The following is a 19,429-nucleotide window of genomic DNA, read 5'->3' on the forward strand; positions in this document are numbered from 1 at the left end:
CCGCCGCTCGGCCGTGAAAGCCGCGCGAGTCCGGTATCGCGTCACCCGAACGTGAACGAGTAGACGTCCACCCCCGGCGGCACCCGCACCTCGATCGTTCCCTCGGCGGATCCCCCCGACGCGCGCAACGGGTAGGAGCGGGGCGTACCCGACACGTCGACCTCCGATCGCTCGCCGTCAACGTCGACGCCGAGCGTGCCCTCCCCCGCCACGACGATCCTCACCTCGTCCGCGCGGTAGCGAAGACGGACGGTACCGTCTTCTCCCGCAGGCGTCGCCGCCTGCGTTCCGATTTCCCACACGCCATCCAGCGCGAACGTGTCCGCCGCCTGCTCGTCGGGCAGCGCGTAGGCCCGCTCCCCCTGCCGATATTCCTCGGTGCCGCCGAAGGTGTGTTCCTTCGCCGCACCGAGGAATGTCTCGGGAGTCGTGGAACCGATGTCGGGCGTCTCGTCAGCGACATCGGTCGCGTCGGGGAGCACCGCGTCGGGGTCAGCATCGAGCAGGAGCTCGCGGATGAGCTTCTCGGTGACATCGTAGTGACCCTCGCCGAAGGCGATGTGCCGCACGGTACCCGTGGCGTCGATGAGGTAGTGCGCGGGCCAATAGCGGTTCCGGTACGCGGTCCACGTGGCCAGGCTGTTGTCGAGCGCAACGGGGTACTCGATGCCGAAGTCGCGCGCGCCGGCCTCGACGTTGCCGCGATCCTTCTCGAAGGCGTACTCCGGGGAGTGCACGCCGATGACCCGCAGCCCGGCGTCGCGGTACGCGTCGTCCCAAGCGGTGACGTGCGGGATGCTGCGCTGGCAGTTGATGCACGAGTACGCCCAGAAGTCGATGAGCACCACCTCACCACGCAGCTCGTCGAGCGAGACGGGCTCTCCGTTCGGGGTGTTCAACCATCCGTCGATGCCGCGAATCTCCGGCGCGAGGCCGCAGGACGCGAGCTCGTCGCCGGAACCGAGGCACTCGTCGAGCTGCCGGTTCTCGTCTGTCACGAGCCCGCCCAGGCTCAGCGCCTCCTGCACGGCCTCGTCCTCGGCCAGCGGCTGCTGGAGGACGGCGGTATAGTCCGGGATGAGGCGCTGCAGGAATGCGGGTGCGTCGACGACAAGCCCGCCCGCAAGGGCAAGCATCGCGATTCCCGCGGTGATCCTCAGCCCGCGCTCTCGATTGCGGAACGCCCGGATCCGGCGCACCACGCCTCGACCGGCGAGTGCGAACACGAGGAGTGGGATCGCCACTCCTAGCGAGAACGAGACCGTTAACACGACGGTCCCCGCATCGATGCGGCCGGTCGATCCGGCCACGATAATTGCCGCCAGCACCGGACCTGCGCACGGCACGAAGACGGTTCCGAGCGCGAGGCCGACCCCGAACCCGCCCCGCTCGTTCGAGACCTCGCGGCGAGGGATCCACTGGAACGGCCGTTCGAGGAGCTGCTCCAGGCGTGGCACGATCAGGGCGACGCCGAGCACCGCGAGGACGACGATCCCCGCCCACCGCAGGAAGCTCTGCGGTAGGCCCAGTGAGCCGAGCACGAGCGAGCCCATGAGCGTCACGGCCGTGAAGCTGACGATCAGTCCGGCGATCACGAGATAGGGGCGTGATCGACCGGCCGCCGACGGCTCACCGTCCGCTCCGACCTGAGCCGACTGCGCTCCGCCCGTGAGGAACACGACAGGCAGGATCGGCAGGATGCAGGGCGAGATGCCCGTGATGAGGCCTCCGAGAAAGCCGATGATGACGAGTGTCATGAGATCCTCCGCTGGTTACGCAGAGGTATTCGATGCGTCCGCCGTTTCGGATTGACATTCGGGCACGAGAGAAATTCTTCCCATCCGATTCGTACGCGACGTCGAATGCCCTGTAACCGCCAGTCCGGCGGGAGCGCCACACGGCGCAAATCTCAAACCAGGAGGACCCCATGTTGCGCAACAGCCTTCGAATCGGCGGCGGAATCACCTTCACGCTCGCGGCAGCAATCGCCCTGACGGGATGTATGTCCGGCGGCGACGACGCCCCTGAGAACGACGACGCCACGGCGTCCGAGGCTCCCGAGACGATGCCCGCGGAGACCCCCGCTGACGAAACGCCGACAGAGGACGCGACGAACGGCGAGATGGACCCTGCGGCGAACCTCGTCGGCCCGGCCTGTGCCGACTACGCGTCGATGGTCCCGGACGGGCCCGGATCCGTCCAGGGCATGTCGCAGGACCCGGTCGCCGTGGCCGCGTCGAACAACCCGCTGCTGACGACGCTCGTCTCGGCGGTCTCCGGGCAGCTGAACCCGGACGTGAACCTCGTGGACACGCTCAACGGCGACGAGTTCACCGTCTTCGCCCCGGTCGACGACGCGTTCGCCGCGGTCGACCAGGAGACGATCGACATGCTCTCCACCGACGCCGACCTGCTCACCTCGGTGCTGACGTACCACGTCATCCCGGGGCAGATCGAGCCGGCCGACATCGCCGGCACGCACACGACCGTGCAGGGCGCGGACCTCGAGGTCACGGGCTCGGGAGACGAATGGATGGTCAACGACGCGACCGTGCTGTGCGGTGGCGTGCAGACTGCGAACGCCACCGTCTACCTCATCGACTCGGTGCTGATGCCCCCGGCCGAGTAACAGACCAGGGCCGGGTGCCCCCGGGGGGACTGGGGGTGCCCGACTCTGTCGAGCTTCTGGGCGCCGTGCGATCTTCCCGTAGACTGATCCCTATGGCGCGCAAGAAGCACGACGAAGAAGACGAGATCACCCACGTCCCGGGTGAGCCCCTGCCGAACCCCGTGTGGTTCAAGCCGGTCATGGCTACCTTCTTCCTATTGGGCCTGGCCTGGGTTCTCGTGTTCTACATGTCGGGCAGCACCCTTCCGATCCCCGACATCGGGGCGTGGAACCTCGCCATCGGCGGCGGCCTAGCCTTCATCGGCCTCATCATGGCCACCCGCTGGCGCTAACCCCTCTTCTTCACGACCCCGCTCGGATCCTCCGGGCGGGGTTTTTCGCGCGCCCACGGCACGAATCACACGCGTGTAATTCTCCACAGGCCCATCCCCCGGTGTGAATAACACGGGTGTGATTCTCCCCAGCTGGGGATAGATCTGTGGATAACTCCGGGGAAAACCGGCCTTTGAGCGTGGAGAACGCGTGGAGAACCGCCCTTAAGAGGTGGACAGATGGGGTCGAGGTGGGGAAAACCATCCCCGAGCTGTGGAGAACTTGTGGAGAACGGCGGTTTCGTCGACTTTACGAGATGACAAGAACCGCAAATCTTGCTTCCTCAAATCGAGAAAAGATGGATCTATTATGAGAAATACTCGTCCTGACGTTACCTAGCCAACGACGACTCAGGAGAGCGCATTGGTCCTCATCGACACCGCCCAGACCCTTTCTACGACACGCATCGACGCATACGGGGTGACGCCCACCCACGCCACCGCGGCCTTCGCCGAGCTGCTCAATTGGGTCGAGGAGACGGCGGACCTCACCCGCCCCGACCGGATCCACTGGGTCGAGGGATCGGACGTCGAGCGCGAGGCGCTCCTCGCCGACATGGTCGACTCCGGCGCCCTCATCAAGCTCGACGAGACCCTCCGCCCCGGCAGCTACCTCGCCCGTAGCGACGAGCGCGACGTCGCCCGCCTCGAGTCGCGCACCTTCATCGCGTCGAACTCGAGGGACGACGCGGGGCCGACGAACAACTGGGCGGATCCGGCGGAGATGCGGGGCCGGCTGACGGCCCTCTTCGACGGATCCATGGAGGGCCGCACGATGTACGTCGTGCCGTTCTCGATGGGGAAGGTCGGCGGGCCGCTCTCGCAGATCGGCGTGCAGATCACCGACAGCCCCTACGCCGTCGCGTCGATCTCGATCATGACGCGCGTGGGCGCCGAGGTCACCGAGCTGATCGCGGGCGGGAGCCCGTGGGTGCGCACGATCCACTCGGTGGGGGCACCGCTCGACGGCAGCACGCCGGACGTCGCCTGGCCGTCGAACGACGACAAGTACATCGTGCACTTCCCCGACACCCTCGAGGTCATGTCGTTCGGGTCGGGCTACGGCGGAAACGCGATCCTCGCGAAGAAGTGCTTCGCCCTGCGCATCGCGTCGGTTCAGGGGCGGAACGACGGGTGGATGGCCGAGCACATGCTGCTCATCCGCGTCGTCTCGCCCGAGGGTCGCGCCTACCACGTGGCGGCGGCGTTCCCGTCGGCCTGCGGCAAGACGAACCTCGCGATGCTGCGCCCCACCGTGCCCGGCTGGCGCGTCGAGACCCTCGGCGACGACATCGCGTGGATCCGCCCCGGCTCGGACGGGCGCCTCTACGCCATCAACCCCGAGGCCGGCTTCTTCGGCGTCGCGCCCGGAACGGGCGTCTCGACGAACATCACGGCGGTCGAGACGCTGCACCGCGACGTGATCTTCACTAACGTCGCCCTGACCGACGACGGCGACGTGTGGTGGGAGGGCCTGACCGACGAGGCGCCTGAGCACCTCATCGACTGGCGCGGCGACGACTGGACGCCGGATTCGGGCCGCCCCGCGGCGCACCCCAACTCGCGCTTCACGGTCTCGGCGGCGCAGTCGCCGTCGATCGCGCCGGACTGGGAGGAGGCGGTGCCGCTCGACGCAATCCTGTTCGGCGGCCGCCGCGCGAGCAACGTGCCGCTCGTCGTCGAGGCGTTCGACTGGGGCCACGGCGTGTTCATGGGCTCGACGATCTCGTCCGAGCGCACCGCGGCCGCCGAGGGCACCGTCGGCGAGCTGCGCCGGGATCCGTTCGCGATGATGCCGTTCTGCGGCTACAACATGGCCGACTACTTCGCGCACTGGGTGGAGATGGGCGAGGTCGCCTCGCCGCCCGCGATCTTCCAGGTCAACTGGTTCCGCAAGGGCACCGACGGCCGCTTCCTGTGGCCGGGCTTCGGCGAGAACTCGCGCGTCATCGAGTGGGTCGTCCGCCGCATCGAGGGCGCGGCGCCCGCCGTCGACAGCCCCATCGGTCGCCTACCCGAGGAGCTAAACCTCGACGGGATCGACGTGCCGCAGGCAGACCTCGACGAGCTCTTCGCGATCGACGCCGAGGGCTGGCTCGCCGAGGCCGACATGACCGAGGCGTTCTACGACACCTTCGGCGACCGGATCCCAGACGCGCTCCGCGAGCAGCTCGCGGCGCTGCGCGCGCGGCTGGCGAGCCCGGCCTCGTAGCCGGTCAGGCGAGCTGCGCGTAGACGCCGAAGAGCGGAAGGACGAACGCGGCCGCGACGATGACGCCGACGAGGCAGAGGAGGCCGATCTGGAGCCACCTCTGCTTCGGTCGGCGCGTGCGCGTGAAGATGAAACCGATCGCGGCACCGACGATCAGGCCGCCGATGTGCGCCTGCCAGGCGATGTTGAAGCCCGGAACGAAGCCGAGCACGAGGTTGATACCGAGCGTGATGTAGAGGCCCGAGAGGTTCGCGCCCACGGCGCGTCCGATCACGATCAGCGCGCCGAAGAGGCCGAAGAGGGCCCCCGAGGCGCCGACGACGGGCGTACCGAATCCCAGCAGGGCGACGCCGGCGGATCCGCCCGCCGCGCTCAGCAGGTAGGTCGTGACGAAGCGCCAGGTGCCGAGCGCCGGCTCGAGGCTGCGCCCCACCATCCACAGCGTGAGCATGTTGAGCGCGACGTGCCAGAGGCCGCCGTGCACGAACGCGGCCGTGAGGATGCGCCACGGCTCGAAGACGCCGGAGAGGCTCGGGTACAGGTACGGCGCCCAGAACAAGAGCCAGCTCTGCACCTTGATGGCCGGGACGACGGATCCGAGCATCTGCAGCAGGTAGACGAGCGCCGTCACGGCGAAGATCGTCGTCGTGCCGCGCGTCGACGAGGATCCGAACGAGACCGCGCCCGCGCGGGATCCGGATCCGGTACCCCAGCGGCGCTGCGCGCGCTTTTGTGCGGGGGTGCGGTTCTTCTTTTGTTCCTTGAGGCACTCGGGGCAGATGAAGCCCACGGACGCCTGGGTCATGCACTCGGTGCAGATCGTGCGCGTGCACCGCTGGCACAGCACGAAGCTCTGCCGGTCAGGGTGCCGATAGCAGTAGTTGTCGGGGTTATCGCGGAGCGATGCGCCTGAGGTGTCGGTCACTGCTAAGGGGTCCTGTCCGGCAGAGCTTCGTAAGGGGAGATGCTTAGAGCTTCTCGATGTCGATCGAGGCGATCACGACGTCTTCGGCCGGGCGGTCGTTCGCACCGGTCTGCACGGCGGCGATCGCGTCGACGACGGCCTTCGAGGCATCGTCTGCAACCACACCGAAGATGGTGTGCTTGCCCATGAGCCACGGCGTCGGGTCGGTCGTGATGAAGAACTGCGAACCGTTGGTGCCGCTGTAGCCGCCAAACGAGTTGGGGCGCTTGCCCGCGTTCGCCATCGCGAGGATGTAGGGCTCGTTGAAGTTGAGCTCGGGGTGGATCTCGTCATCGAAGTTGTAGCCCGGGCCGCCGATGCCCTGGCCGAGCGGGTCGCCGCCCTGGATCATGAAGCCGGGGATGATGCGGTGGAAGATGACGTCCTTGTAGAGGGGACCATCGCCCTTTGCGCCCGTGCGCGGGTCGGTCCACTCCTTCTCACCGGTCGAGAGACCGATGAAGTTGTCGACCGTGGCCGGGGCCTGGTCGCCGAACAGGTTGATGACGATGTCGCCGTGGTTCGTGTGAACGGTGGCGACGGCGGTGTGCTGAGTCATGTGAACCATTCTTTCAGAGATGCGCCAAGTCATCGCCGAGACATAGCAGCTCATGGCAGGATGAAAGAAAGCACGTCAACGATGCGGAAGGGCACACCACAGTGAGCGTTAGCCTTAGCAAGAAGCGCAAGAAGGAACTCCGCAAGCTGCAGGGCACCGCGAATAGCGTCCTCGCAGCGCAGCGCGAGGTCGCCGCGGAGGCCGCCGAGGTGGCTCGCGCCGCCGGGCGCCAGCTCCGCGAGATCAACCGCGAGGTGATCACGCCGGAGGCGAAGAAGAAGTACCAGGAGTACGTCGAGCCCTACGTCGACCGCGCCACCCCCTACGTCCGCGAGGGCTACGGCCGCGGTAAGCAGTTCTTCGACTCGCGCGTCATCCCCGCCGCCGGTGGCGTCGTGGGCCGCGCGATCGGCGCGTACGACGCGACCGCCGCCAAGCTCGGCAAGAAGCAGATCGTCGTCGCACCGCCGAAGAAGAAGTCGTCGGCGGGCGCCGTGATCGCCGCCGTGCTCGGCGTCGCCGCCGCCATCGGCATCTTCGTCGTGGCGTGGAAGACGCTCAGCGCCGAAGACGAGCTCTGGGTCGCCGACGAGGCAGTGTCGACGCCCGACGCGTAAGTCTTGACACGCGAATGGCCGGGATCCTTAGGGATCCCGGCCATTCGTGTTGTTACGCGATGATCGCGGCCAGGTGGTGCACGCCGAAGGCGTAGCCCTGGATCCCCGCCCCCGCGATCACACAGCTCGCGAGGCCGCTGAGGTACGAGTGATGCCGGAAGTCTTCGCGCGCGTGGACGTTCGAGATGTGCACCTCGACGAACGGCAGCGACACCGCCTCGAGGGCGTCGCGGATGGCGATCGACGTGTGCGTGTAGGCACCCGCATTGATGACGATGCCATCGCAGTCGAGGCGGGCCTCGTGGATCGCGTCGATGAGCGCGCCCTCGGAGTTCGACTGCACGTCGCGAATCTCGATGCCCTGCAGCTCGGCCGCCTCCCGCGCGACCCGCACGACGTCGTCGAGGGTCGCGGATCCGTAGATCTCGGGCTTGCGCGTGCCGAGCAGGTTGAGGTTAGGGCCGTTCACCACGAGGATCCGCGTCATGAGGTCAGGGTATCGCGTGGGGCATCCTCACGTCGTGCACGCTCACCGGTCCCGGGTCCGTGGTGTTTCCTCACTTTCCCAACCGATCATCAACTCTCCGACGAATCTTCCGTTGCTGCGGGGAGATTTGTCGGAGAGTTGATGAGGTGTGGCGAAAGTGAGGAATTGGCGCAGACATTGACGCCTCGGCCCCTACTCCCCCGCCTCGTACGGCTTCGTCAGGGGGTGCGGATCCGCGGTGTCGGCGACCGGGATCTCGTCGAGTTCGTGCTCGATGGGCTCGGTGCGCACCACCTCGAAGGCCGCCGTTCCGCCGGCGGCGGTCGCGGGGCGGGCCTTCGAGCGCATGGCGACGGTGCGGTCGCCGAGGCGGAGCCGCAGGGGCGCGCCGATCATGATGCCGAGCGTGGCGCCCGAGGCGAGCGCGATGCCCGTCATGACGGCCGTGAAGAGCGAGTCGAAGGCGTGCATGAACGCCTCGATCTGCCCGTCGACGCTGACGAGGCCGAGGAGGCCTCGGAACACCGCGGTGCCGGGCACCATCGGCACCATCGCGGCGGTCGTGACCGCGATCGATGGCACCGCGAGGCGGTCGGCGACGACGGATCCGATAAAGCTCGCGAGCAGCGCGCCGCCGAAAACGGCCGCGAAACCCGGCAGCCCGAGCACGGTCGCGAGCAGGTACCAGCCGGCCCAGGCGACGGTGCTGAGGGCGCCGCTCACGAGGATGATGCTCGTGCTCGCTCCGTTGATGATCGCGACCGCGACGGCGATGAGTAGCGAGCCCACGGCGTGGCCGAGCGGGGCGCCGAAGGCCACGACCGTCTCGCTCGGCAGCGGCAGGCCGAGGCCGAGGCGCCGCGCGCTCTCGAGGCCGACGAGGATGCCGACGACGAGGCCCATCGTCATGACGGCGAGGTCGAGCAGGCGACCGCCCGCCGTCAGCGCGAAGCCGTCGATCGCGTCCTGCGTCGCGCCGACGACGGCGAGGCCCGCGAGCATCAGCACGATTCCCGACGCCATGAGAACGGTCGGGAGCACGTCGTCGAAGAGCGGCACGCCCTGCCAGCCGAGCCACGTGACGGCGACGACGAACACGACGAGCACGAGGGCGCAGCCCACCTGGTTGAAGAACAGCGGGATCCGCAGCTTCGCGAGGCCCTGCTGCGTCAGGGCAACGGCGAGGGAGGCGAGCAGGGCGAGCACGATCGTGAACCAGCCGGCGCCATACATGAGCGCGACGGCGAGGCCGAGCATCGCCTGCGCGAGCACCACGACTGCGGGGCGGTAGTGGAAGGGGATCCGCCGGATCGCGTGGAACTCGGTCGTCGCCTCGTTCAGCGGCATGCCGTGCTCGATGTCGTTGACGAGCGCCTGCATCCGCTGGAGCTTCGCGTGGTCGGGCGCCGCGGAGCGCACGACCCGCATCAGCGTGATGGGGTCGCCCGTGCCTCCCCGATGATCCGAGAGCATGACCGAGTTGAAAGTGACGTCGACGTGCACGCTCTTGAGCCCGTACGCGTGGGTAATGCGCAGGGCCGCGAGCGTGACCTCCTTCGCGCTCGCCCCGATCGACAGCATGATCTCGGCGACCCGCATCGCGAGGTCGAGGATCATCTGCGCGACGCGGTCGTCGATGATCGGCATCTGCTCGGTCATGCGCCGCTTCGCGGGGTCGTTCCACAGCGCGCGCCGAAGCCCACCAAAGAGGCCGCGTGGTGCCCGATCCGCATTCATGATTTGAGGGTAATCGTGGCGACCTAGTAATTCGGGGCGGAGGGCGCCCCGAGGAACGACTCGAGGGTGCGGTACCCGCCGTCGTGGTAAGCCCGTGCGAGCTCGGTGCCGATGTAGCGCAGGTGCCACGGTTCGGCGTTGTAGCCGGTGGTCGCGGTCTGGCCCTGCTCGTAGCGCACGATCCAGCCGTAGCGCCACGAGTTCTCCCGCACCCACCGCTCCTGTGACGTGCCCGCGAAATCGTAGAGGGATCCGCAGCCGCCACCGCCGCAGGCGACCACGTCGGCCGCGAGGCCGAGCTGATGCTCGCTATATCCGGGCCTCGCCGCCAAGCGCTCGCCGTCTTCGACGCCCAGCCTGCCCACCTGGTATCGGTGGATGCCCGCCTGAGTCGAGTAGGAGCGATAGCCGCTCGTCAGACCGATGCTTCCGGCGCCCGCGCCCGCGGCGTCGCGCTGCATGTCTGCGTAGGATCCGGCGACCTCCGTGCGCAGTCCCCCGGTCAGCGACGCCGGAACGTAATCGATCGGCGAGACGGGGTTCTGCTTGTTGACGAGCACCCAGGGCAGGGCCGGATCATCGAGGGGGACGCAGCTGGCCCTGCCGCTCGCGACCGCGTCGCGGAAGGTGCCCGCGCCGCCGAAGAGCCGCACGATCCGCGCCGCATCGTGTGCGGCGATGGCCGACGACATGTCGGGTGCCTGGCAGCCCATACGCGGCGCCGCCTCGCCCGTGACCGGCGGCGACGCGGCCCCGCTCGTCGGCGCATACATCTCGATGCCCTCGTACGCCCACTTCGGGTCGCTCGTCCTGAGGCGCTCGGCCTCCGACGCGTTTGCGGTGTAGAAGTGCTTGTTGAACGCCGAGCTCCAGAACCGGTACACCGCGGTGAGCCCCGGCCCGGGCTCGGACGCGGCGCAGAAACGAACTCCCTCGGCATCCCAATTCGGGTCGCCCTGGCGAAGCGCATCCGCCTCCGAGCCGCTGACGGTGTAGAAGTGCGAGGTGAACTTTGGCGACCAGAACCGGTACACCGGCGTTGTCGCCTCGGGGCAGGACCCGTTCTCGAGGGGCCAGACCCGGAAGTCGGTCCCCTCGTACGTCCACCAGCCGTCGGTGCTGTGCAGGTTCTGCGCGTCGTCGTAGTCGAGGGTGTAGAAGTGAGAGTTGCCGTACCCCTCGCTCCAGAACCGATACACCGGCCGGCTCGAATCCGGATCCGGAGACGTGGCCGCGGCGGCCGGCTCGACCAGCGCGTGCGGCGCGGCCGCCATCACGCCGCCGAGCACCACCGCTGCGGCAAGACCGCTCAACAGCCTGACAAACGAGTTCTTCCCCCTGAAGCGCACGGCGGCCATGCTACCAATCGCTGACCACATCAATCGAGAGCTTCACGGCGAGCGCCGCGACCACGACGATGAACACGATTCGCACGAACTTATTGCCGCGCGCGAGCGCCGTGCGGGCGCCGATGTAGCCGCCGACGAGGTTTGCGGCGCCGACGATGAGGCCGAAGTGCCAGATGACGTGGCCCGTCGGGACGAAGAACATCAGCGCGCCGAGGTTCGTGCAGAAGTTCGCGACCTTGCCGAGCGCGGAGGCGGGCATGAAGGCGTAGCCGAGCACGCTCACGAGCAGGATCACGAAGAAGGATCCGGTGCCCGGCCCGAGCGCGCCATCGTAGACGCCTACGGCCAGGCCGATCGCGGCGGCGCCGACGATGTGCTTCGCGCCGTGCCAGCGCTGCTTCGCGTGGATGCCCATCTGGGGCTTCAGGATCGTAAATGCCCCGACGGCTATGAGCACGACGAGGATGATCGGGGTGAATGCCTCTTCGGGAATATAGGTGGCAATGACGGCGCCGATCACGGCCCCCGCGAGGGCCGAGACGGCGAGCGGCACGGCCGTTCGCGGATCCGGTTTCAATCGGCGCGCGAAGGTGACCGCCGCGACCGACGTGCCCATGATGCTCGCGACCTTGTTCGTCGCGAGCGCCTGGAGCGGCGTGATGCCGGGCACCAGCAGCATCGCCGGCAGCTGAATGAGGCCGCCGCCGCCCACGACCGCGTCGACCCACCCCGCGGCGAAGCCCGCGAGCACGAGCAACGCGAGGGTGAGGAGGTCGATGTCGGGCACGGGCCGATTCTACGTTTTTCGGGGCGCCGGGAATGGCGCGGCGGACGCACGCGTTGTATGACGGGTGTTACGCCGGAATTTGGCCAGAGGCCCGGGCGAACGCAAGATGAAGCGATACACGCTGAAGGAGACACTCTCGGATGACGACCCAGGAGGCCGCAGGTCTCGGCGAGCCCGCCGCGCCTGAGGAGCCGGCGCGCCGTTCCGAGCTCTGGCACCGGCTGCGCCGCCCCGCCCCGCTGACGGCGCTCATCGTGATCGTCATCAGTGTCGTCGGCGCGGCCGCCGCGCCGCTCGTCGCCGCGCTGTCGGGCAACGACCCCTTCACCTACCACCCCGAGGCCCTGTCGTCGACGACGGCGCCGAACGGCATCCTGGGCGGGGTCAGCGCGGAGCACTGGTTCGGCGTCGAGCCCGGCACGGGCCGCGACCTGTTCTCGCTCGTCGTCTACGGCGCGCGCACCTCGCTGCTCATCGGCCTCGGATCCACCGTCATCGCGACCCTCATCGGCGTCGTGCTCGGCATCATCGCCGGCGCCCGCGGCGGCTGGGCCGAAAAGGTCGTGGGCTTCGCGACCGACGTGACCCTCGGCTTCCCCTTCCTCATCTTCGCGATCGCGCTCTCGGCGATCTTCCCCGTCGACGCCCCGCGCGAGCTCATGCTGATCGGCGTGCTCGGCCTCTTCGGGTGGCCGACGATCGCGCGCGTGGTGGCCGCGGAGACCCGCGTGATCGCGCGCCAGCCGTACGTCGTGGCATCGCGCGTCATGGGCGCCCGATTCGGGCACGTGTTCCGCCACCAGGTGCTGCCGAACGTCACGCCGACGATCATCATCTACTCGTGCATCTCGCTGCCGGGCCGCATCGCGGCCGAGGCGACGCTGTCGTTCCTGGGCGTCGGCGTGCTACCGCCCACCCCGAGCTGGGGCCGCTCGATCGGCGACGCCATCAACTGGGTCACGGTCGACCCGATGTTCCTCATCTTCCCCGCAGGCGCGCTCTTCATCGTGACCTTCGCCTTCAACATCCTCGGCGACGCGATCCGCGACGCCCTCGACCCCCGGAAGGCAGGACGATGAGCGGCCTCCTCCGCGCGATCCGTGGCGTCGCCGTGCTCTTCGTCGTCGTCGCCCTGACCTACGCGATCTTCTATCTCGGCCCGGCGGATCCGGCGCTCGCGATGTGCGGCAAGCCGTGCAGCCCCGAGAACCTCGAGGCGGCCCGCGAGTTCATGGGCTTCTCCGACCCGTGGTGGCAGCAGATGCTGACCTTCATGGGCGGCATCTTCACGGGCCGCTCATTCGGATCCGCGGGCGTCGTCATCGACTGCGCCGCGCCGTGCCTCGGCTACTCGTTCCAGATGCACCAGTCGGTGACGTCGCTCATCATCGAGCGCTTCCCCGTCTCGGTCTCGATCGCGCTCGGCGCGGTCGTGCTGCAGACGATCGTCGGCGTGGGCCTCGGCGCCCTCGCGGCCCGCAAGCAGGGCACGGTCATCGACCGCGCGATCACGGGCGGCGCGGTCTTCGCGGCCTCGGCACCGTCGTACGTCGTCGGCCTCCTGCTGCTGCTGATCTTCGCCTTCCAGTTCAACCTGCTGCCCTCGGGCGACTACGTCGCGCTGACCGACGACCCCATCGGCTGGGCGACGCACCTCGTGCTGCCGTGGATCACGCTCGCGGTGCTCAACGGCGCCGTGTACGCGCGCCTCGTGCGCTCGTCGATGATCGAGCAGCTCGGCCTCGACTACGCCCGCACCGCCCGCGCCGCGGGCCTCGGCGAGCGCCGCATCGACGGCTACGCGCTGCGCAACCTCGCCCTGCCCGTCATGACCCTGACCGCACTCGACGTGGGCGCCCTGCTGGGCGGCACCGTCATCACCGAGCGCGTCTTCGGCCTGCCCGGCATGGGCCTCCTGCTTATCGGTGCCACCGGCACCGTCGACCTGCCGATCATCGTGGGCACGACGCTCTTCAGCGCCGCGCTCATCGTGATCGCCAACCTGGCGGCCGACCTGCTCGGCCCGCTCCTCGACCGCCGCCTCGCGGCGCCTCGACGCACGCTTCGCACTCCCCGACAGAAAGTGACGACCCCATGATTCGCAAACCGACCAGCCGCCTGCTCCTCGCCCCCACGGTTCTCGTGGCCGGCGCGATGGCCGTGACCGCCTGCTCGGCAGGCGACTCGAACACCGGATCCGCGGGGAACGAGCCCACCGCGATCGAGGGCGGCACGCTCACGATCTACACGACCGCCGAAGACATGAGCTTCGACCCGGCGACGAGCCAGAGCCTCGCCATCACCTCGCTCGGCCTCAACGCCCGCCGCCTCACGGCGTGGAGCGTCAGCCCCGACGCCACGACCGAGGTCATCCCCGACCTCGCGACCGACACCGGCACTCCCTCGGACGACGGCAAGACCTGGACCTTCACGCTCAAGGACGACCTCGCGTTCGAGGACGGCACCCCGATCACGTCGGAGGCCGTCAAGTACGGCCTCGAGCGCTCGTTCGCGACCGAGCTCTCGGGCGGCCTGACCTACCACAAGGCCGTTCTCGAGGGCGCTGAAGACTACGCCGGTCCGTTCGACGGCAAGCACCTCGACTCGATCGAGACGCCCGACGACAAGACCATCGTCTTCCACCTGAACCGCGCGTACGGCGACTTCCCGTGGGTCGCGTCGACCCCCGCGTTCGCGCCGGTTCCGCTCGACTCGGGCGACCCCGCCTCCTACGCGCAGGCGCCCGTCGCCAGCGGCCCCTACTCGGTCTCGTCGTACAAGGCCGGTAACGAGATCGTGATGACGAAGAACCCCGAGTGGGATCCCGCCACCGACGAGGCCCGCGCCGGCGGCCCCGACGAGATCGTCTTCAAGCTCGCGCAGGACTCCTCCGTCGTCGCGCAGTCGCTCATCGCCGACCGCGAAGACTCGAAGAACTCGTTCCTCGCGACCTTCGTCCCGCCCGCGCAGCTCGTGCAGGCGCAGAACGACCCGAAGGTCGGCGACCGCCTCGTCACGAGCGGCCCCGGCGCCCTCGAGTACCTCGCGCTCAACACCGAATCCGAGCAGCTGCAGGATCCGCAGGTGCGCGAGGCCATCGAGTACGCCGTCGACAAGACCGCGTACCTCACGGCCAAGGGCGGCGAGATCTCGGGCGACTACGCCACGACGCTCATCACGCCGGGCATCGCCGGCCGCGAAGACTTCAGCCTCTACGGCGATGACCCCGCGGGCGACGTCGAGAAGGCCAAGGAGCTGCTCGCCGAGGCGAACGCCACCGACCTCAACCTGCGTCTCGTGATCCGCGACGACCAGGTCGCGGCCGCCGAGGCGATCCAGCAGGGCCTCGCGAAGGCCGACATCGAGGTGACGATCCAGACGCTCGACTCGGCCGCCTGGTCGGCCGAGATCCCCGCCGGTGACGGCACGGGCTACGACCTGACGCTGTCGAGCTGGCAGCCCGACATCCCTGCGGCCAGCGCCAACATCCAGCCGCTGTTCGCGTCGGACCAGATCGGTAACGGCAACTACAACCTCGCCCGTTACAGCAACCCCGACGTCGACGCCGCGATCGAGGCCGCCCTGTCGATCACCGACGCCGACGAGGCGAACGCCGCGTGGGTCGAGATCGACAAGCAGATCCTCGCCGACGCGCCCGTCGTCCCGCTCGTCTACTCGCGCAACTCGTTCCTGCACGGATCCGGCGTTACGAACTTCGAGATCGGCGAGTTCCCCGCCTACCCGAACTACCTCACGGTGACGCTCGGCGAATGACGAACGACCTCCTCACCCTCGAGAACCTCCGCGTCGCCTTCGGCGACCGGGAGGTCGTGCGCGGCGTCAGCCTGTCGGCCCGCCCCGGGCGCATCACCGCGCTCGTCGGCGAATCCGGATCCGGAAAGAGCGTCACCTCGCTCTCGGCGATCGGGATGGCGCCCGACGGCGCGACCGTCACGGGCAGCGCCCGCCTCGAGGGCGAGGAGCTCGTCGGCGCCGGCGACGCACGGTTGCGCGACATCCGCGCGCACCGCGTCGGCGTCGTGTTCCAGGAGCCCATGCGCTCCCTCACCCCGACCGCGAAAATCGGTCGGGTCTTCCGCGACCTGCTGCGGGTGCGCGAGGGGATCCGCTCCCGCGCCGCCGCCGCGGAGCGCGCGGCCGACCTGCTCACGCAGGCCGAGCTGCGGGATCCGCGGCGGATCCTCGCCTCGCACCCCCACGAGGTGTCCGGCGGCGAGTTGCAGCGCGTGCTGATCGCGATGGCGCTCAGCGGATCCCCGCGCCTGCTCATCGCCGACGAGCCCACCACGGCGCTCGATGTGACGGTGCAGCGAGGGATCCTCGACCTGCTCGGGCGGCTCGTGCGCGAGCTCGACCTCGGCGTGCTGCTCATCACGCACGACATGGGCGTTGTCGGCGAGCTCGCCGACGAGGTGGTCGTGCTGAACGGCGGCGTGCCCGTCGAGCAGGGCCCCGCCTCTTCCGTCATCACGTGGCCGCAGGAGCCCTACACGCGGGAACTCCTCGCCGCCGTGCCGAGCCTCGCCGAGGGGCGCGCCCGGGTCGCTCGCGACTCCGCCTCCACCGAGGCTCTCGTCGCGGTGCACGACCTCACGGTGTCGTACGGGCACGATCGCCTCGCGCTCGACGGCGTCAGCCTCGACATCCGCCGCGGCGAGGTGCTCGGCGTCGTCGGCGAATCCGGATCCGGAAAGTCGACCCTCGGCCGCGCGATCGCCGGCCTCGTGGCGCCGGCGGGCGGATCCGTGCTCATCGGCGGCAAGGATCCCGCCGCGCTGTCCGCGCGCGAGCGCCGGGCGCTGTACGCGAAGGTCGGGATCGTGTTCCAGGATCCGGCCTCGTCGCTGAACCCGCGCCGATCCGTCGGCTGGTCGATCGGCGAGCCCCTGCGGCTCGCGGGCCGCTCGCAGGCCGACACCGAGCGCGCCGTGCGCGATGCCCTCGAGCGCGTGAAGCTGCCGGCGTCGTTCGCGCAGCGCTTCCCGCACCAGCTCTCCGGAGGGCAGCGCCAGCGCGTGTCGATCGCGCGCGGGCTGATCTCGGATCCGGTGCTCCTGATCGCCGACGAGCCCACGAGCGCGCTCGACGTGACGATTCAGGCGCGCGTGCTCGAGATCATGCGCGAGACCGTGGCCGACACGGGGCTGTCGGCGATGTTCATCAGCCACGACCTCGCGGTCGTGAGCCTGTTGAGCGACCGCGTCGCGGTGCTGCGGCGCGGAAAGCTCGTGGAGCTCGGGCCGGTGTCGCAGGTGCTGGGCGAGCCGGAAGAGGACTACACGCGCGAGCTGCTGGCGAGCGTGCCGGATCCGTCGCGCCGCTGAGCCGGGGCCTCCCGGGCCCGGTGGCCCGCCGCGCTGGCCCGCAACTTCGGAGCTGGCCCCGAACTGCGGACTCCCCGCCAGGATTGTTCCGCACTACGGGGCCACATCCGCACAACCGGCCCGCTCACCCAAAAGTGGGTCGCCAAAAAACGTCGCCGCGCCGGGGGCGCAGGCGACGTTTTTTGGCGACCCAACCTTAGGGCAGGGCGTACTCCGCGTCGAGCGATGCGATGTCGGCCGCGACCTGGGCGCGGAGCGCCGCGCGCTCCGGATCCGGCAGCCAGCTCGCATCGACCGCCGACAGCGCCATGCGGCTCAGCTGCGCGTGCGTGGCGCCGATCTGCTCGTCGAGGATCCGGTACTCGTTCGCGAGCGTCGTCGGGAACATGCCGGGGTCGTCCGAGCACGGGATCACGTTCAACCCCTCATCGAGCATTGCGCGGATCGACGCGCGGCGCCACGGGCGCCACGAGCGGCGCGAGGTGGTGGATCCGACCGTGAAGGTCACCTGCTCGTCGCGCATACGCGCCACGACCTCGGGATCCTCGAGCACGTAGTACCCGTGGTCGATGCGGTCGCAACCGAGATCGTCGAGGCAGGTGATGGTGTTCTGCGCCGTCGGCGAATGCTCCGACGAGTGCGCCGTGCGGCCGAGGCCGGCCTCGCCCGCGAGGCGGTACGCGTCGACGAAGCGCTCGGGCGGGCCCGCGGTCTCGAGGTTATCGAGGCCGATGCCGGCGACGTACTCGTGCGGGTTGTCGACGACCTCGCGCACGCGCGCGAGCGCCTCCTCGCCGCTCTTGGAGCGGTCGATGCCCTTGATCATGCGGCCCGTCATGCCGAAGTCGCGCTCGGCCATGCGGATGCCCTCGGCGTACGCCTCGACGCTGCCCGCGTAGCCGAGGCCCTCGAGGTGTTCGGGCACGTCGTCGAAGAACAGCTCAAGGTGGCGCGTGTTGCTGTAGCGGTGCGCGTCCTCGAACGCCTCATAGACGATGCGGGTGAGGTCGTCGGCGCTGCGCAGCGTCTCGATGACCCACTTCGACGCCTGGAACAGCGAGTACGACACCTCGGGCTCGTCGGCCGAGCGCCCCTGCGGCACGGGGATGACCGTGTTGCGGTAGAGCGCCGGATCCGGCGGCAGCGAGTTGATGTCGGCGAAGATGCGCTCGGGATCCGCGGGCAGCTCGAGCTTCTCGCGGCGGGCGAGCTCGGCGAAGGTCGTCGCGCGCACGGTGCCGATGAGGTGGCAGTGCAGGTCGACCTTCGGCAGGCGCCGGATCCACCCCTCGGGCAGCGTCACTTGCTCGTCACCTCGCGGGCGAAGCGGTCGACCCACTCGTCACGCGTGGGGACGAGCTCGGCGGGGTCGAGCGTCGAGTAGCCGGCGGCGACCGGATCCGTCGCGATGTCGCCGACGACGGCCGTCAGCTCGTCGGGGATCTCGGCGTCCGGGTTCACCGGCAGGTCGCCCACGAGGTCGGCCGACGCGGTCTGCGCCTTGGCGCCCAGCAGGTAGTCGATGAACTGCTCGGCGGCGTCGACGTGAGCCGCGCCCTCGGGGATCATCGCGCGGTTCGTGGCCATGTACGCGCCCGCGCTCGGGGCGGTCCAGGCGACGTCGTCGCCGGCCGCGACGAGATCGGTCGCGAAGCCGTTGAGCGACACGGCCGCGGCGATCTCGCCCTGCGAGATGAGGTTCGTGACCTCGGTCGACGAGCTGTAGAACTGCAGGATCCCGGGGGCCCAGGATCCGAGGGTCTCGAACGCCGTGTCGACGTCGTAGGGGCCGGATCCGAGCGTCGCGGCGATGCCGCTGACGGTCAGCTGGCCGGCGGTCACCGAGATGTCGGGCATCGCGAGGCGGCCGGCGAACTCGCTGTCGCCGTAGAGGTTCCAGTCGGCGGCCTGCTCGGCCGTGACCTCGGCGGTGCGGTAGAGCGTGCCGTTGAGCTGGTAGCTGTAGGCGGGACCCGCGTAGGCGTCTTCCTTCGCGAAGTCGGCGATCGCGTCGAGGTTCGGCACCTTGGCGTCGTCGACCTGCTGGAACAGGCCCTTCTCCTGGCCGAGGGCCGCGTAGTAGTCGCTGATCAGCATGACGTCGACGTCGGGGTTGACGCCGTTCGCGAGCTCGAGCTGCGAGAGGCGGTCGGCGTTCGAGCCGGTCGCGACCTCGACCTCGATGCCGGTGGCCTCGGTGAACGGGTCGATCACGGCCTCCTGCAGCTGCTCGACACCGAAGGGGAAGGTGCTCACGACGAGCACGTCGTCGTCGGATCCGGATCCGCTCGCGGAGCAGCCCGCGAGGGCGATCGTGCCGACGGCGAGCGTCGACAGGCCGATGAGGCGAAGGGGCGTGGTGCGAGACATGC

General features: G+C 69.2%; 17 protein-coding genes. 8 read left to right on the forward strand and 9 right to left on the reverse strand.

The annotated features are described in order from the left end of the window. Positions 1–41: 41 nt before the first annotated feature. A complete protein-coding gene (locus tag DTO57_RS07330) occupies positions 42–1,757 on the reverse strand; it encodes a cytochrome c biogenesis protein DipZ (protein WP_114117569.1) in 1,716 nt (571 codons plus the stop codon). A 170-nt stretch (positions 1,758–1,927) separates the two neighbouring features. Here DTO57_RS07330 and DTO57_RS07335 point away from each other — a divergent pair, with 170 nt between their 5' ends. The 3 genes from DTO57_RS07335 to DTO57_RS07345 all read left to right on the forward strand — a co-directional run bounded on the left by DTO57_RS07335 (position 1,928) and on the right by DTO57_RS07345 (position 5,212). Next, positions 1,928–2,629 carry a fasciclin domain-containing protein gene (locus tag DTO57_RS07335; RefSeq protein WP_229730469.1) on the forward strand — a complete coding sequence of 234 codons (702 nt, stop codon included), beginning with the start codon at positions 1,928–1,930 and terminating at the stop codon, positions 2,627–2,629. Positions 2,630–2,721: 92 nt separating this feature from the next. Next, positions 2,722–2,961, forward strand: a complete 240-nt coding sequence (locus DTO57_RS07340) for a cell division protein CrgA (protein WP_114117570.1) — start codon at positions 2,722–2,724, stop codon at positions 2,959–2,961. 445 nt (positions 2,962–3,406) lie between these two features. Beyond that, positions 3,407–5,212, forward strand: a complete 1,806-nt coding sequence (locus DTO57_RS07345) for a phosphoenolpyruvate carboxykinase (GTP) (RefSeq protein WP_373285663.1) — start codon at positions 3,407–3,409, stop codon at positions 5,210–5,212. A 4-nt stretch (positions 5,213–5,216) separates the two neighbouring features. Here the strand turns inward: DTO57_RS07345 and DTO57_RS07350 are convergent, their stop codons facing one another. Continuing rightward, a complete protein-coding gene (locus DTO57_RS07350) occupies positions 5,217–6,137 on the reverse strand; it encodes a rhomboid family intramembrane serine protease (protein ID WP_114117572.1) in 921 nt (306 codons plus the stop codon). A 43-nt stretch (positions 6,138–6,180) separates the two neighbouring features. Beyond that, positions 6,181–6,735: a peptidylprolyl isomerase gene (locus DTO57_RS07355; RefSeq protein WP_114117573.1), complete on the reverse strand. Its 555-nt coding sequence runs from the start codon at positions 6,733–6,735 to the stop codon at positions 6,181–6,183. Positions 6,736–6,836: 101 nt separating this feature from the next. On the opposite strand from DTO57_RS07355, the gene DTO57_RS07360 reads away from it, so the two are divergent. After that, positions 6,837–7,352 (forward strand): DNA helicase, encoded by a 516-nt coding sequence (locus DTO57_RS07360; protein WP_114117574.1) that lies wholly within the window; start codon positions 6,837–6,839, stop codon positions 7,350–7,352. A gap of 52 nt (positions 7,353–7,404) precedes the next feature. Here DTO57_RS07360 and aroQ read toward each other — a convergent pair whose 3' ends face one another. From aroQ to DTO57_RS07380, 4 genes are all read right to left on the reverse strand, one after another. Further along, positions 7,405–7,839 (reverse strand): type II 3-dehydroquinate dehydratase, encoded by a 435-nt coding sequence (gene aroQ / locus DTO57_RS07365; RefSeq protein ID WP_114117575.1) that lies wholly within the window; start codon positions 7,837–7,839, stop codon positions 7,405–7,407. 192 nt (positions 7,840–8,031) lie between these two features. Further along, positions 8,032–9,576, reverse strand: coding sequence for a threonine/serine exporter family protein (locus DTO57_RS07370; RefSeq protein WP_114117576.1), 1,545 nt, complete (start codon positions 9,574–9,576; stop codon positions 8,032–8,034). A gap of 23 nt (positions 9,577–9,599) precedes the next feature. Beyond that, positions 9,600–10,925 (reverse strand): D-alanyl-D-alanine carboxypeptidase family protein, encoded by a 1,326-nt coding sequence (locus DTO57_RS07375; protein WP_162785698.1) that lies wholly within the window; start codon positions 10,923–10,925, stop codon positions 9,600–9,602. Positions 10,926–10,935: 10 nt separating this feature from the next. Next, complete coding sequence (locus DTO57_RS07380) at positions 10,936–11,712, reverse strand: sulfite exporter TauE/SafE family protein (RefSeq protein WP_114117578.1); 777 nt, start codon at positions 11,710–11,712, stop codon at positions 10,936–10,938. A 140-nt stretch (positions 11,713–11,852) separates the two neighbouring features. Between DTO57_RS07380 and DTO57_RS07385 the strand changes: the two genes are divergently transcribed. Genes DTO57_RS07385 through DTO57_RS07400 form a run of 4 tightly spaced genes read left to right on the forward strand, consistent with a single transcriptional unit; the run spans position 11,853 to position 17,057 of the window. Next, positions 11,853–12,791, forward strand: a complete 939-nt coding sequence (locus tag DTO57_RS07385; protein ID WP_114117579.1) for an ABC transporter permease — start codon at positions 11,853–11,855, stop codon at positions 12,789–12,791. Next, positions 12,788–13,810, forward strand: coding sequence for an ABC transporter permease (locus tag DTO57_RS07390; protein ID WP_114117580.1), 1,023 nt, complete (start codon positions 12,788–12,790; stop codon positions 13,808–13,810). Before DTO57_RS07385 ends, DTO57_RS07390 begins: the two co-directional genes overlap by 4 nt. Beyond that, entirely contained in the window at positions 13,807–15,486 is a 1,680-nt protein-coding gene (locus DTO57_RS07395) for an ABC transporter substrate-binding protein (RefSeq protein ID WP_114117581.1), read from the forward strand. Before DTO57_RS07390 ends, DTO57_RS07395 begins: the two co-directional genes overlap by 4 nt. Then, a complete protein-coding gene (locus DTO57_RS07400; RefSeq protein WP_114117582.1) occupies positions 15,483–17,057 on the forward strand; it encodes an ATP-binding cassette domain-containing protein in 1,575 nt (524 codons plus the stop codon). Before DTO57_RS07395 ends, DTO57_RS07400 begins: the two co-directional genes overlap by 4 nt. 196 nt (positions 17,058–17,253) lie before the next feature. On the opposite strand, the gene DTO57_RS07405 is transcribed toward DTO57_RS07400, so the two are convergent. Beyond that, positions 17,254–18,360, reverse strand: coding sequence for an adenosine deaminase family protein (locus tag DTO57_RS07405; protein ID WP_229730470.1), 1,107 nt, complete (start codon positions 18,358–18,360; stop codon positions 17,254–17,256). Beyond that, a complete protein-coding gene (locus tag DTO57_RS07410) occupies positions 18,357–19,427 on the reverse strand; it encodes an ABC transporter substrate-binding protein (RefSeq protein ID WP_114117583.1) in 1,071 nt (356 codons plus the stop codon). Before DTO57_RS07410 ends, DTO57_RS07405 begins: the two co-directional genes overlap by 4 nt. Between the last annotated feature and the right edge of the window lie 2 nt (positions 19,428–19,429).

The sequence above is a fragment of the Microbacterium sorbitolivorans genome, assembly GCF_003327285.1.
Taxonomy (GTDB): domain Bacteria; phylum Actinomycetota; class Actinomycetes; order Actinomycetales; family Microbacteriaceae; genus Microbacterium; species Microbacterium sorbitolivorans.